Raw genomic sequence first — 12,168 nt, forward strand, 5'->3', positions numbered from 1 at the left:
ACTGGGTCCCCTTACCCGGGGGCCCACCACCCGGGGGCCAACCCAAAAACACCGCTCCGCCCCCCCCCCCCCTTCCTTAAACGGGGCGGCGCGGGGCGCTCCTTGGGCGCCCGGCGCGATTCTTCGCTCGTTCCTTCCCGCCGGAGAGCTCAGATGCCTCGCTTCGCACTCTCGACCGTCCTGCTCGGCGCCGTGCTGACGTGCGCACCTGCGATGGCGCAATCCGTTGCGCCGGCGCCGGCCAGGCCGCCCGTCGCGGCGACCCCGCCCAAGGCCCTCAGCCCGGCGGAGATGGCCGGCATCAACGGCGGCTCCGAGGTGAGCGTCGAGGTGCTGAACCGTCAGCAGCTCACCGGCATGACCACCGGCAACACCATCAACGCGGGCGCGCTCAGCTCCGGCCAGATCAACTTCGAGCCGGGCTCTCTGAGCGGCTTCAACGGGATCGGCAACTTCGTCCTCAACACCGGGGCCAACAACACGCTCCAGGGGGCGATCAGCGTCAGCGTGGTGACCACGCCGCCTCCGCCATGATCCGCGCCCGCAACCTCTCGGCAGTGATCCTGGCCGCCGCGTTCCTGACGTCGGCGGCTCTGCCATCCCAGGTCGCCGGCCAGGGCAGGGTCAACACCGGCGATAGCGTCTTCGCCCTGCGCGTGACGACGATGCGCGACATGCCGTTCCGCACGGTGGTGCGCCAGCAGTACGACTACAGCTGCGGCTCGGCCGCGCTCGCCACCCTGCTGCGCGAACACTACGGCCGGCCCATCGGGGAGGCGCAGGTCTTCAAGGCCATGTACGCGGTCGGCGACCAGCCGAAGATCCGCAAGGTCGGCTTCTCCCTGCTCGACATGAAGACCTACCTGGGCTCGATCGGTCTCTCCGCCGACGGCTACCGCGAGACCCTCGACGACCTGCAGGCCTCCGACGCCCCGGGCATCGCCGTCATCCAGATCGCCGGCTACCGGCATTTCGTCGTCGTGAAGGGTGTCCGCGACGGGCGGGTGCTGGTGGGCGATCCGGCCCAGGGCCTCAGGGCCTACGCCACGGCCGACTTCGCCAAGGTCTGGAACGGGGTGATCTTCAAGATCGAGGGCGGCGAGCGTGTCGCCTTCAACCGGGCGGAGGAATGGGCCGCCTTGCCCCATGCGCCCAGGGCGCGGCTCTACGACTACAGCCTGGGAGCGCTCACCCGCGAGCTGCCGCCGATCTATCAGATCACCCCCTTCCGGCTGGCCGCGCCATGAGGAGGCTGGCCGCCCTCGCCGTGCTGGCCGGCGCCGTCCTGTCGCTGGGGTCGCCCATCGCCGCCATGGCCGCTGGGACGCGCCTCAGCGACGGCGAACTCGCCGAGCAGCGCGGCGGCCTGCAGACGCCTATGGGGCTGGAGATCGGCTTCGGCGTCTCGGTCAGGGCCTTCGTCGACGGCCAACTGGTCCTCGAAACCAAGCTCACCTGGACGGACCAGGGCGTGCAGACCCAGCGGGTCGCCGGGGCCAGCGACGCAACAGCCCTGCCCGGTGGGTTCACCGTCACCGTGCCCGGTCAGACCGGCGGCGCGACCCAGGTCCTGCAGAACCTCTCCGCGGACCGGATCGCCAGTGTCGTCCTGAACACGGCCAGCAACCGGACGATCCGGCAGGACACCGACATCACCCTCGTCGTGCCTCAGCTGGCCGACCTGCAGCGGCAGGTGGCGGGCGACCGCATCGCAGCGTCGCTGCAGAGCGCGGTGGGGGCCGCGCTGCGAAGCAGACCGGGGCCATAGGATTCATCTGGGGTGGGCCATGAGTGACGACTTTCGTGATCTGATGCTGGCGGTGATCCCCCGGCTGCGCGCTTCGGCGATCGCCCTGACCGGTTCGGCCGTCGAGGCCGACGACCTGGTCCAGGACACCCTGATGCGGGCCTGGCGGTTTCGCGACCGCTACATCCTCGGGACCAATCTCGCGGGCTGGATGTTCCGCATCATGAAGAACCTGTTCCTCACCCAGCGCACCGGCCAGCGTTCCTGGGTCGAGGATATCGACGGGCAATATTCCAGCCAGGTCCCCTTCGGCCCGGAGCAGGAGTGGCGGATCCAGTTCGCCGAGCTGCTCGACGCCCTGCCGCAGCTGCCGGACGACAACCGCGACGCCGTGCTGCTCGTCGGCGCATTGGGCATGTCCTACCAGGAAGCGGCGGACGCCTGCGGCTGCGACATTGGCGTCCTGCGCGGCCGGGTCCATCGCGGGCGCGCCCAGTTGGCCGACCTGACCGGCCTGCACGATCGCAAGGCCGGCCGGGACGCCTCGGCCACCCCGCTCATCCAATAGCCGGCCAGCCCCAGATGACTGGAGACCGTCGCATGCCCAAGAAACCCATCCTGCGCATGGCCCCCACGGCGTGGTTCGCAGCGCTTGTCCTGGCCATGGCCGCCGGCCGCGCGTGCGCCCAGGGCGTCAGCGCCGACGATTTCGCCAAGGTGCAGGCCGAGCTGGCCCGCCAGGCGAAGGTGATCGAGGCGCAGCAGACGGAAATCGACGCCCTGCGCGCCGAACGCCGGGGCGCTCCGACGTCGCCCGGCGAGGCGGTCCGCGCGACCTTGATCGGCGTGCCGCAGGCGGCGCCGGCCGAGCCCGCTCCCGCCGTGGCGGTCATCGCCGCGCCCGCCAGTCCGGTCGGCGAGCGCCCGGCCGAGGAGGCGCCACGCCAGATCGCCGCCATTCCGCCGGAGCTCGGCGTCCTGACCCCCAAGGGCAGGCTGGTCATCGACCCATCTGTCGAGTTCGTGCGCTCGAGCAACAACCGGCTGGTGTTCCGCGGCGTCGAGATCGTGCCCGGCATCCAGCTGGGCGTCATCGAGGCCAGCGACGCGGCGCGCGACACCGGGGTCGCCACCCTGGCCGCTCGGTACGGCCTGACCAATCGGCTCGAGGTCGAGGCGCGGATCCCCTACATATGGCGCGACGACCGGATCACCACCCTGGCCCAGCGCGACGAGACGATCTCCCGCTCCAGCGAACTGCGCGGCCAGGACATCGGCGATATCGAGTTCGACGCCCGCTACCAGCTGAATTCCGGCACCCGGGGCGGGCCGATCTTCGTCGCCACCTCCCGCTTGAAGCCGCCCACCGGCGTCGGCCCCTACAATGTCGACTACGACGAATTCGGCGTCGCCACATCGCTCGCCACCGGCTCGGGTTTCTGGGGCCTGGAGGGCGGCGTCACCATGCTCTACCCGACCGATCCCGCGATCATCTTCGCGGGCCTCACCTACCTGCACAACTTCAGTCGCAACATCGACCGGACCATCGGCTCAGGCGACGCGGCGGTGCATGTCGGCGAGGTCGAACCGGGCGATTCCATCGGCGCGTCGCTGGGCTTCGGCCTGGCCTTGAACCCGCGGTTCTCGATCTCGCTCGGCTACAGCCACAGCTACATCTTCAAGACCACCAGCGAACTGGGCGCGACCAAGCAGACGACCCAGCCGCTGCAGGTGGGGAGCCTGCTGATGGGCTGGTCCTTCCGCCTGACCGAGCGGCTGACGCTGAACAACTCCTTTGAATTCGGGGTGACCTCCGATGCGCCCGACGTCCGCGTCGTCTTCCGGTTGCCGTATGTGTTTTGATTATATCTGCCGGCGCGAGAAATACATCCTGCAGTAGAACCGGCAATTCTTAATTCTCACGTGAAAGCCCATGGCTCAGCTTGCATCAGCAGGAATTCGCGTGTGTTTGTTCACAAAACACGGGCTGTCCAACTTTCCATGTCTGTCCAAGCTACGTCTCCGATCACAACTTCACGTCGCGTCGCAGGGCGCGACGGCAGACCGGTGCGCGCGCCGGCCGCCACGAATCTGGCCGACCCGGCGGCCTGGATCGCCGCCATCGGCCGAGAGCGGCATCGTGGGTGCTTTGTCGCGCTGTTCACCGGCTTCGCGCCTCGGGTAAGAGCCTACCTGCTGCGGCATGGCGTCGACGAGCCGATGGCCGACGAGCTCACCCAGGACGTCTTCGTGGTCATCTGGCGCAAGGCGCATCTGTTCGACCCTGAGCGGGCCGGCGCCTCGGCCTGGATCCACACGATCGCGCGCAACCTGTGGATCGACGCCGTGCGCCGCAACCGGCGGCCCGACGACGGCCGGATCATAGCCCCGCCAGAGGGCGAACCGACGCCGGAGGAGCAACTCAATTCCTCAGAGAACGAGGCCCGCCTGCGCGCCGCGCTCGACAGCCTGCCGGAGCACCAGGCGCAGGTGCTGCGGCTGTCGTTCTTCGAAGAACAGACCCATCCGCAGATCGCCGAACGCCTCGGCCTGCCGCTCGGAACGGTGAAGTCGCGGATCCGGCTGGCGACGGGCCACTTGCGCGGCGCGCTGCAGGATCTCGCCTAGGCCCGTCGAAGCTAGGCGACCACGGTGTTCAGGTAGTCGAAGTTTATCTTCACCGACTCCATCCGCGGCTTGGCGAACGGCGGTTCCTGTTCGACGAAGAAGTCGCGCACGCCCGCCGCATAGCTCGCCGCCAGCAGCCGCTTCCAGTCGATGATCCCGGAGCCCACTTCGGCCGGATCCTGCTGGAAGGCGAAGTTGGACTTGGTCGTCGCCTTGACGTCCTTCACGTGCATCATCTTGAAGCGGCCCGGATGCGCCTTCATCAGGGCCAAGGGATCGGCGCCGGCCGCCACCACCCAGCCCACATCCATCTCGAACTGCACGAGCGCGGGATCGGTGTTCGCCAGCAGGATGTCGAGGCCCGTGCTGCCGCCGGAGGGCGCGAACTCGACATTGTGGTTGTGGTAGCCGGTGGTCAGGCCCGCCGCCTTCAGGGCGCGGCCCTTGGTGTTCAGGAAGTCCGCGGTGGCCTTCCAGTCGTCGGCGGTGATCTGCGCCGCCAGCCGGGCCAGCACCGCGCGCCGGTCCTCACCCGCCTTGGGCGCCATGTCGACATGGGCGGGGATCGAGAACATCGGCATGACGATGTGCTTGATGCCGATCACGTGGGCGTCGGCGATCAGCCGGTCGAGGTCCGCGAAACTAGGGTCCGGGCCCGTGGACTTGCCCTGCACGTGGCTGCTGGTGCAGGCGAGCCCAGCCTTGTCGAAGGCGGCCCGAAGCTCGACGGGCGTGCGCCCTAGGTAGCCCGCCATCTCGACGGTCCGGTAGCCGATCCTGGCGACCTGGCCGAGCTGGCCGTCGAGGTCGGCCTTCAAGGCGTCGCCCAGAGTGTAGAGCTGCAGGCCGATGGGCAGGCCGTTCCCCTTAAAGAACGGCTCCTTCACCGTCCGCGCCGCCGTTGCGCCGGCCAAGGCCGAGGCCGTCGCTGCGAGGCTCCAGCCCAGGGCCGTCCTCCGGGTCCATTCCGCCATCTGTTCAATCCCGCCCCATGCGATCGCCACTGATCTCGCGCCATCATGCGGCATCGCGGCGGCGAGGCAAGGCGGCGTGGCTAGGGCGGCGTCACGGCCCGCACGTGCACCACGGCCCAACGGTCGGCGTAGAGCCGCCGCCAGCCGGGCATATCGTCCATCGCGTCGACCACGGGGCTTCCCGCCTTGAACAGCGTCCAGCCGACGTGACGCCCGTCCAGCGCCTTGGCCAGCGCCGCGCGGTCCGGCCGCATCATCCGCGAATAGGCCTGCAGATAGGCGTCGCCATAGAGGTCGGCGCGGCTGTCGATGAACGGCTTCAGGCCCTGGCCGATCAGATAGCCGCCGAAGCTGTAGTCGTTGAGCACATGGGTCTCACGGATGGCCGCCGGCGTCGCCGCGACGGCCGAGATCGGGGTGTTGGCGTCATCGGCGCGGGTCATCGGAACCGCCAGCCGGCCCACGCCGAGCGCGACGGCCAGGGCGCCGGCGATCAGCCCCACGGCCATCGACGTCCGCGGCAGGGCGCCGGCGGCCGGCACGCCTTCGCCCTGCCCATAGGCCTGCGCCAGGGGCCTCGCCAGCAGCAGCGCTCCGATCACCCCCAGCATCTGCTCGTAGCGCCCGTGCTGCAGGCTGAGGTGCAGCAACAGGAGCAGCAAGGCGGCCCGGATCCACGGCATGCGGATCGGCCGCGTCAGCGCCACGAAGAGTCCGACCAGCAGGGCGATCTCCAGCACCCCCACGGCCGCGAAGTTCTCCGGCGCCCATTCACCGATGCCGGCCAGGCTGCTCATGCCCAGGAGCTGCAGCGGGAAGAGCAGCGTCTGCACCCCGTCCGGCGTCAGCACCGCCATGACGGCGGCGGCGATCCCGAAGCCGCCCCAGCGCAGCACCACCGCGCGCCGGCTGGCGGGCGCCGCGGCCAACAGCGCCTCCAGCGCGAACGGCCCGATCAGCGCCAGGCCGAACATGAAGCTGCCGTGCAGGTTGGCCCAGAGCGCCATCAGCGGCAGCACGATCCAGCGCGGCGCCCGCTCTTCCGCCCGGGCGCGGATCAGCTCCGCGGTCCAGATCTCCAGGATCGGCAGCGCCAGCAGGTGCGGCCGGGCCAACAGGCTGCCGCTGCCGACCAGCAGTCCCAGGGTCAGCAGGATGAAGAGCGGCAGGCCGTCGATCCAGCGGCCGAGGTCGCGCGCCAGCAGCCAGGCCGTCAGCCCGGCGGCTGCGGCGCTCAGCAGCACCACGCCACTCCAGCCGCCGGCGTTGAACGCGCCGCCCAGCGCGATCTGGGCCAGCCATTCGTGGGCGTGCCAGGGCGCGCCGGCCACGGTGTAGGAGAACGGATCGGCGTGCAGCACCGCGCGGCGGGCGATCATCAGCCGGCCCGCGGCCACCTGCCACCAGGTGTCCCCGTCGTTCAGGATCTTGGCCGAAAAGGCCGCGAGGAAGACCAGCAGGCCGGCGATCGGCGGCGCGAGGCCGCGGACGGTCAGGTTCGATCGCAACACGCGCAGTCCCCCTCGCCCCGATTCGCGCCTTCGGCTCCATCCATCGGCCAGAGCCCCTTAAGGCTTTCGTTTCGAAGGCCGCCCGGCTCAGCGGCCCTGGAACACCGGTTGGCGCTTTTCCACGAAGGCCTGGGCGGCCTCGCGGTGGTCGGCGGTGGACGCGCTGTGCACATGATGCGTCGCCTCGATATCGAGGCACTCGTCGACCTCGCCGCCCAGGGCGCGATTGAGATTCTCCTTCATGTAGCGGAAGCAGACCTGCGGGCCGGCCGCCAGGCGGGCCGCAATCTCTCCGGTCTTGGCGGCGAGCTCGTCGGCCTCGACCAGCCAGTTCGTCAGGCCGAGGCGCAGGGCCTCCTCCGAGCTCACCCGCTCGGACAGGTAATAGAGCTCGCGCGCCTTGGCCGTCCCGACCAGCTGGGTCAGGAAATAGGTCCCGCCATAGTCGCCGGCCAGGCCTACCTTGGCGAAGGCGGTGGTCATGAAGGCGCTCCTAGCCATGATCCGCAGGTCGCAGGCGAGCGCCAGCGACATCCCCGCCCCGGCCGCCGCGCCCGGAAGGGCCGCCAGCGTCGGCTTCGGCATCTTGAACAGCATGCCCGCCGTCGCCCGCTGATTGACCCGCTGGGCATGGATCGTCTCGTCGAGGCTCGCCCCGCGGCCCCCGTCGGTATTGCGCTCGTTCATGCCCTTCACGTCGCCCCCGGCGCAGAAGCCCTGGCCGGCGCCGGTCAGCACCACGCACTTGACCTCCGGCTCGAGCTCGGCGGCGGCAAGCTGGCGGGCGAGCGCCTGGTTCATGGCGTCGCTCATGGCGTTGCGCGCCTGGGGCCGGTTCATAGTGAGCGTCAGCACGCCGCCTTTCAGGTCCGCCAGCAGGTCCTCGGTCCCGGTGTCGCGTTTACTCATGGTCTTGTTCCTCCGTGCGCCTCGCCGTTGGCCAAGACCCTAGGCCCTGACGCGCGCGGAACGGAAGCCCGGCTTGACCTGCGGCAGCGGCGAGGCCGTAAGCTCGCGGACCAACTCACGGGAGCCGGATCCATGCGCCTTCGACAGATCGCCCTGGTGGGCGCGGACCTCCCCGCCGCCGAGGCCGACATCCGCGCGGTGCTCGGCCTCGACTACGCCTACGACGATCCGGGCGTCGGCAAGTTCGGGCTGAAGAACGCGGTCTTCCCGGTTGGCGAGACCTTCCTGGAGGTCGTCTCACCCAAGCAGGACGGCACCACCGCCGGACGGCTCATCGAGAAACGCGGCGGCGACGGCGGCTACATGGTCATCCTGCAGGTTCCCGACATCGCCGAGGCCCGCGCCCGCATCGCCGCGGCCAAGGCCCGGGTGGTCGAGCAGGCCGACCTGCACGGCGGGACCGTCGCCATGAGCCATGTGCACCCCAAGGACATCGGTGGCGCGATCCTGTCGCTGGACTACATGGACCCCTGGCCGCGCTGGGAATGGGGCGGTCCCGTCTGGCGCGAGAACGCCCGCACCGACACCTCGGTGGGGATCGTCGGCGCCGAGCTGCAGGGCGACGACCCAGGCGGCATGGCCAGGCGCTGGGCCGAGGTGCTGGGACGTCCGGCTGAGCAGGCGAACGGCGCCTGGCGCATCGGGCTCGACGGCGGCGAGATCCGCTTCGTCCAGGCCGCGGACGGCCGCGGCGACGGCCTCGGCCGCTTCGATGTCGCCGTGCGCGATCCCGCCGCCGTCCGCGCCGCGGCGAAGGCCCGCGGCCGCCTGGCCGACAGCGGTGACGTGATGCTGGCCGGAACCCGCGTGCGCCTGGTCCGGGCCTAGACTTGCTTGGTGGGGACCCCGGGACTCGAACCCGGACGGATTGCTCCGAGCGATTTTAAGTCGCTTGCGTCTACCGGTTCCGCCAGGTCCCCGCCGGCCCAAGGCCTATCCGACGAGGCCTTTTCCGTCGATAGCCGAAACCCTACGGGCCGGGCCTAGCCCTCAGCAGATCGCGTAGCTACGCCGGGGGCAAGGGGCCGCCCCAGAGCACGTCCGAGGCGCGGCGCCGCTACCGCCCGGCAATCGTCTGGCCGACGCTGGTGTTCTATCTGCTGGCCGACGTGACCTATGGGGTCACGGCCTACCTGAAGGACTCCATCCTACCCGCTGCGATCGCCCCACACATCGCGGGACGCGCTACGGCCTAGTGGCCGGGGTCGGTGATGATCTGCGAGCGCTCGAGCGCCTGGCGGCTTTCGAGCTTTTCGGTCGCGATGTCGCCCTGCGTACGGCAGCGCTTGGTCGGCAGGCGCGATCCCAGCACCGGCTCGCTGTGGCAGACCATTGCCTGAGGGTCGTTCTTCTTGGCGGCGGCGGTCGCCTGGGCGGCGGTCTGGGCCGTCGCCGTGGACTTCGCCGCGGCGTCCGGCGCCGGCTGTTGCAGCGCGGCGGTGGTGTCGGCCAGGAGGATGGCGGCCGCGAGGATGGCACTGATCATTGAACTCAGACGCTCCGGAAATCACGTTCTTTGGGACGCATAACCGATCATCGGTTGCGTGCCAAACCGTACGCGCCCCTGACTACGGACCGCGTCGATATTGCGCAGATTTGCGCCATCCGCCTTTAAGGCGCGATGAACAACGGCCGCGACGAGGGGGCCGACCGGGATCGGCGCTGGCAGGTCGAGCCCTGCCCCGCCAAGTCGCGGCTAGGGCGTCTCGACTTCCCGAACGTTCTCCACGCCCACGCCGTGCAGGGCGGCGATCAGCTCGCCGACCGTGGCCGACAGCTCCTCCGGATCGCGTCCGCGCAGCACCAGGTTGGAGCCATACTGGGTCCCATCGAAGAACGGATAGCTGCCAAGCGACATGGCCGGATGGGCCTTGGCCACGGCTTCGAGCGGCGCGGCGATGATGCTCTCGCCGGAGCCCTCGACCCGCACCGTGCGCGCCACCGTCACCGTCCCGCCGCGCAGCCGGTGGCCGACGTCCTCCAGCATGCCGCGCATGATCGAAGGGACGCCGGCCAGCACGAAGACATTGCCGATGGTGAAGCCGGGCGGTCCGGAGACCGGATTGCGCACCAGCTCGCCGCCCACCGGCACGCGGGCCATCCGCCGGGTCGCGGCGTTCATCACCGCCCCGGGCCGGGTCCGGATCCGCGCCTCGATCAGCGCGATGATCTCCGGGTGTTCGTAGAGCTCGACCCCGAAGGCCGCGGCCACGGCGTCGGCTGTGATGTCGTCGTGGGTCGGCCCGATGCCGCCGGTGGTGACCACATAGTCGTAGCGCGCCCGCAGCGCATCGAGCGCGGCGATGATCTCCTCGTGCACGTCGGGCACGGTCCGCGCCTCGGCCAGGTCGACGCCGTGGACACCCAGGTACTTGGCGATGTCGCGCAGGTTGGTGTCCTGCGTCCGGCCCGACAGGATCTCGTCGCCGATGATCAGGACCGCGGCGGTGACCCGCCCCTCTTCGCCACTCGCCATCCGCCGGCCCCTCGCCTACATTTCGACTATCGTCCCGGACTAGCCTCGCCCATGCGCCTTCCGCAACTGTTCCTCGCAACCGCCCTCCTCTGCCTCGCCGCGCCCACCGTGCAAGGTGCGCCGAAGACGCCATATGACCGCGCGATGGGGCCCTACCTCGCCGCGCTTGATCGCCAGTGCCCCGGACGCGACCTCCAGGACCTGTCGCTCGGCGATCTCAACAGCGTGATGGAAGGCTTCGATGACGGCCTGCCGCGCCGTTCGAGGCGGGCGGTGCTGCGCTCGGTCAGCCGCGAGTGCGCCCATTCCATCGCCGGCCTCGGCTGCGCCAACACCGGTTCGCTTCTGGCCTACGAGCGGCTTCGCCTGCTGCCGAAGTTCACGGCCGCGGTCTGCGCGACGCACTGGACGTGCAAGGCCTTCGCCGACTGCGCCCAGACGCGCCCCTGATGCAGTTCATCTCGCCGCTCTCCCGCGGCGTGCTGGTCGCCCGCTACAAGCGCTTCTTCGCCGACATCGCGCTCGACGACGGGACCCAGATCACCGCCCATTGCCCGAACCCCGGCGCCATGCTGGGCCTGAACACGCCCGGCCTCCGCGCCTGGGTCTCCCGCTCCGACGGCCCCAAACGAAAACTCGCTCACACCCTGGAGCTGGTCGAGGCCGACGGCGGCCTGGTCGGCGTCAACACCATGCATCCCAACCGCCTGGTCGCCGAGGCGCTGGCCGCCGACGCCATCCCCGAGCTGACCGGCTACGCCACCCACCGCCGTGAGGTGAGGTACGGCACGAATTCCCGCGTGGACTTCCTGCTGGAAGCCCCCGGCCGCGCGCCCTGCTGGCTGGAGGTGAAGAACTGCCACCTGCGCCGCTCAGGCGCGCTCGCCGAGTTCCCCGACTGCGTGGCCGCCCGCTCGCTGAAGCACCTGAGAGAACTCACCGCCATGGTCGAGGCCGGCGAGCGCGCGGTGATGCTGTTCGTGATCCAGCGGACCGACTGTGACGCGTTCCAGGCCTGCCACGACCTCGACCCGGCCTACGCCACGGGCCTCGCCGAGGCCGCCGCCAAGGGCGTCGAAGTCCTGGCCTACGCCTGCGAGATGAGCCCCGACGCCGTGCGGATCACCGCGCCCGTGCCCTGGACCGGCGCGGGCTAGCGGCGCCCGCGCGCTCGGCGCATCCTGCGGCCAACCAGAAGCAAGCCGGGGAGAAGACCGATGCGCAACGCCTTCAACATCGTCATGCGGGTGGTCTCCACCCTGCTCGGCCTTCTGCTGGTCTGCATGGGCGGGGTCTGGATTCTCCAGGGGCTGAACATCGCCTTCAAGGTGGGCTTCATGGTCAACGACAAGCGCTGGGTGGTCTATGGCGCCATCCTGGCCCTGGTCGGTGTCGCCCAGGTCGTCTGGAGCAATACGCGCCAGCGGGCCTGAACCCGCGGCGGTAAGCCCCCCGTTGAAGTTCCGTGCTATGATTGCGACATAGGGCTGACCCTTCGCACACAGCGCGGCGCGCGCCGCGGGACACATTCATGGCCTCCACAGACATCCTCGACGCCGAATTCCGCACCGGCCAGATCAAGATCCACAGCCCCGCCGACTTCGAGGGCATGCGCGCCGCGGGAAAGCTCGCCGCCGAGTGCCTGGACATGCTGACCCCGCACGTCGTGCCGGGCGTGGTCACCGACCACCTGGATACGCTGGCCCGCGAGTTCATCCTCGACCATGGCGCGATCCCCGCCTGCCTGGGCTACCGCGGCTACACCAAGACCACCTGCATCAGCCCCAACCACATCGTCTGCCACGGCATTCCCGGCGAGCGGGCCCTGCGCGAGGGCGACATCGCCAACATCGACGTCACCGT

16 protein-coding genes and 1 tRNA gene are annotated in these 12,168 nt (G+C 69.9%); 11 read left to right on the plus strand and 6 right to left on the minus strand.

Features of this window, described 5'->3' with window-relative positions; translation table 11 throughout:
• The first annotated feature begins 153 nt into the window (after positions 1-153).
• From ACESMY_RS22770 to ACESMY_RS22795, 6 genes are all read left to right on the plus strand, one after another.
• Complete coding sequence (locus tag ACESMY_RS22770) at positions 154-534, plus strand: hypothetical protein (RefSeq protein WP_372786936.1); 381 nt, start codon at positions 154-156, stop codon at positions 532-534.
• Complete coding sequence (locus tag ACESMY_RS22775) at positions 531-1,247, plus strand: C39 family peptidase (RefSeq protein WP_372786937.1); 717 nt, start codon at positions 531-533, stop codon at positions 1,245-1,247. The genes ACESMY_RS22770 and ACESMY_RS22775 overlap by 4 nt, the downstream gene beginning before the upstream one ends.
• A complete protein-coding gene (locus ACESMY_RS22780) occupies positions 1,244-1,768 on the plus strand; it encodes a hypothetical protein (RefSeq protein ID WP_372786938.1) in 525 nt (174 codons plus the stop codon). Before ACESMY_RS22775 ends, ACESMY_RS22780 begins: the two co-directional genes overlap by 4 nt.
• Before the next feature lie 19 nt (positions 1,769-1,787).
• Complete coding sequence (locus ACESMY_RS22785; protein WP_372786939.1) at positions 1,788-2,315, plus strand: sigma-70 family RNA polymerase sigma factor; 528 nt, start codon at positions 1,788-1,790, stop codon at positions 2,313-2,315.
• Between the two features lie 32 nt (positions 2,316-2,347).
• Positions 2,348-3,610: a transporter gene (locus ACESMY_RS22790; RefSeq protein ID WP_372786940.1), complete on the plus strand. Its 1,263-nt coding sequence runs from the start codon at positions 2,348-2,350 to the stop codon at positions 3,608-3,610.
• Between the two features lie 204 nt (positions 3,611-3,814).
• Complete coding sequence (locus tag ACESMY_RS22795) at positions 3,815-4,375, plus strand: sigma-70 family RNA polymerase sigma factor (protein ID WP_372786941.1); 561 nt, start codon at positions 3,815-3,817, stop codon at positions 4,373-4,375.
• 11 nt (positions 4,376-4,386) lie between these two features.
• Here ACESMY_RS22795 and ACESMY_RS22800 read toward each other — a convergent pair whose 3' ends face one another.
• From ACESMY_RS22800 to ACESMY_RS22810, 3 genes are all read right to left on the minus strand, one after another.
• Positions 4,387-5,349 (minus strand): sugar phosphate isomerase/epimerase family protein, encoded by a 963-nt coding sequence (locus ACESMY_RS22800; RefSeq protein ID WP_372786942.1) that lies wholly within the window; start codon positions 5,347-5,349, stop codon positions 4,387-4,389.
• 80 nt (positions 5,350-5,429) lie between these two features.
• Positions 5,430-6,860 (minus strand): hypothetical protein, encoded by a 1,431-nt coding sequence (locus tag ACESMY_RS22805; RefSeq protein WP_372786943.1) that lies wholly within the window; start codon positions 6,858-6,860, stop codon positions 5,430-5,432.
• 87 nt (positions 6,861-6,947) lie between these two features.
• Entirely contained in the window at positions 6,948-7,769 is an 822-nt protein-coding gene (locus ACESMY_RS22810) for an enoyl-CoA hydratase-related protein (protein ID WP_372786944.1), read from the minus strand.
• Positions 7,770-7,901: 132 nt separating this feature from the next.
• Between ACESMY_RS22810 and ACESMY_RS22815 the strand changes: the two genes are divergently transcribed.
• Positions 7,902-8,657, plus strand: a complete 756-nt coding sequence (locus ACESMY_RS22815; RefSeq protein WP_372786945.1) for a VOC family protein — start codon at positions 7,902-7,904, stop codon at positions 8,655-8,657.
• Positions 8,658-8,664: 7 nt separating this feature from the next.
• Here ACESMY_RS22815 and ACESMY_RS22820 read toward each other — a convergent pair.
• From ACESMY_RS22820 to ACESMY_RS22830, 3 genes are all read right to left on the minus strand, one after another.
• Positions 8,665-8,749: transfer RNA gene (locus ACESMY_RS22820), tRNA-Leu, on the minus strand.
• Positions 8,750-9,021: 272 nt separating this feature from the next.
• Positions 9,022-9,315 (minus strand): hypothetical protein, encoded by a 294-nt coding sequence (locus tag ACESMY_RS22825; protein WP_372786946.1) that lies wholly within the window; start codon positions 9,313-9,315, stop codon positions 9,022-9,024.
• Positions 9,316-9,525: 210 nt separating this feature from the next.
• A complete protein-coding gene (locus ACESMY_RS22830) occupies positions 9,526-10,305 on the minus strand; it encodes a competence/damage-inducible protein A (RefSeq protein ID WP_372786947.1) in 780 nt (259 codons plus the stop codon).
• Between the two features lie 51 nt (positions 10,306-10,356).
• On the opposite strand from ACESMY_RS22830, the gene ACESMY_RS22835 reads away from it, so the two are divergent.
• From ACESMY_RS22835 to ACESMY_RS22850, 4 genes are all read left to right on the plus strand, one after another.
• Positions 10,357-10,755 (plus strand): hypothetical protein, encoded by a 399-nt coding sequence (locus ACESMY_RS22835; RefSeq protein ID WP_372786948.1) that lies wholly within the window; start codon positions 10,357-10,359, stop codon positions 10,753-10,755.
• Entirely contained in the window at positions 10,755-11,462 is a 708-nt protein-coding gene (gene sfsA, locus ACESMY_RS22840) for a DNA/RNA nuclease SfsA (protein ID WP_372786949.1), read from the plus strand. Before ACESMY_RS22835 ends, sfsA begins: the two co-directional genes overlap by 1 nt.
• 60 nt (positions 11,463-11,522) lie before the next feature.
• Entirely contained in the window at positions 11,523-11,738 is a 216-nt protein-coding gene (locus ACESMY_RS22845) for a hypothetical protein (RefSeq protein WP_372786950.1), read from the plus strand.
• A 98-nt stretch (positions 11,739-11,836) separates the two neighbouring features.
• Positions 11,837-12,168: M24 family metallopeptidase (locus tag ACESMY_RS22850; RefSeq protein ID WP_372786951.1), on the plus strand; the 332-nt coding region annotated here is incomplete at its 3' end.

Origin of the sequence: Phenylobacterium sp. (assembly GCF_041691455.1) — a bacterium.
Classification (GTDB): domain Bacteria; phylum Pseudomonadota; class Alphaproteobacteria; order Caulobacterales; family Caulobacteraceae; genus Phenylobacterium.

Excerpts from the sequence above, each read along its gene's own strand:
- ACESMY_RS22770 (WP_372786936.1), top strand. The coding sequence starts at position 154 with ATGCCTCGCTTCGCACTCTCGACCGTCCTGCTCGGCGCCGTGCTGACG.
- ACESMY_RS22775 (WP_372786937.1), top strand. The coding sequence starts at position 531 with ATGATCCGCGCCCGCAACCTCTCGGCAGTGATCCTGGCCGCCGCGTTC.
- ACESMY_RS22780 (WP_372786938.1), top strand. The coding sequence starts at position 1,244 with ATGAGGAGGCTGGCCGCCCTCGCCGTGCTGGCCGGCGCCGTCCTGTCG.
- ACESMY_RS22785 (WP_372786939.1), top strand. The coding sequence starts at position 1,788 with ATGAGTGACGACTTTCGTGATCTGATGCTGGCGGTGATCCCCCGGCTG.
- ACESMY_RS22790 (WP_372786940.1), top strand. The coding sequence starts at position 2,348 with ATGCCCAAGAAACCCATCCTGCGCATGGCCCCCACGGCGTGGTTCGCA.
- ACESMY_RS22800 (WP_372786942.1), bottom strand. The coding sequence starts at position 5,349 with ATGGCGGAATGGACCCGGAGGACGGCCCTGGGCTGGAGCCTCGCAGCG.
- ACESMY_RS22810 (WP_372786944.1), bottom strand. The coding sequence starts at position 7,769 with ATGAGTAAACGCGACACCGGGACCGAGGACCTGCTGGCGGACCTGAAA.
- ACESMY_RS22815 (WP_372786945.1), top strand. The coding sequence starts at position 7,902 with ATGCGCCTTCGACAGATCGCCCTGGTGGGCGCGGACCTCCCCGCCGCC.
- ACESMY_RS22825 (WP_372786946.1), bottom strand. The coding sequence starts at position 9,315 with ATGATCAGTGCCATCCTCGCGGCCGCCATCCTCCTGGCCGACACCACC.
- ACESMY_RS22830 (WP_372786947.1), bottom strand. The coding sequence starts at position 10,305 with ATGGCGAGTGGCGAAGAGGGGCGGGTCACCGCCGCGGTCCTGATCATC.
- ACESMY_RS22835 (WP_372786948.1), top strand. The coding sequence starts at position 10,357 with ATGCGCCTTCCGCAACTGTTCCTCGCAACCGCCCTCCTCTGCCTCGCC.
- sfsA (WP_372786949.1), top strand. The coding sequence starts at position 10,755 with ATGCAGTTCATCTCGCCGCTCTCCCGCGGCGTGCTGGTCGCCCGCTAC.
- ACESMY_RS22845 (WP_372786950.1), top strand. The coding sequence starts at position 11,523 with ATGCGCAACGCCTTCAACATCGTCATGCGGGTGGTCTCCACCCTGCTC.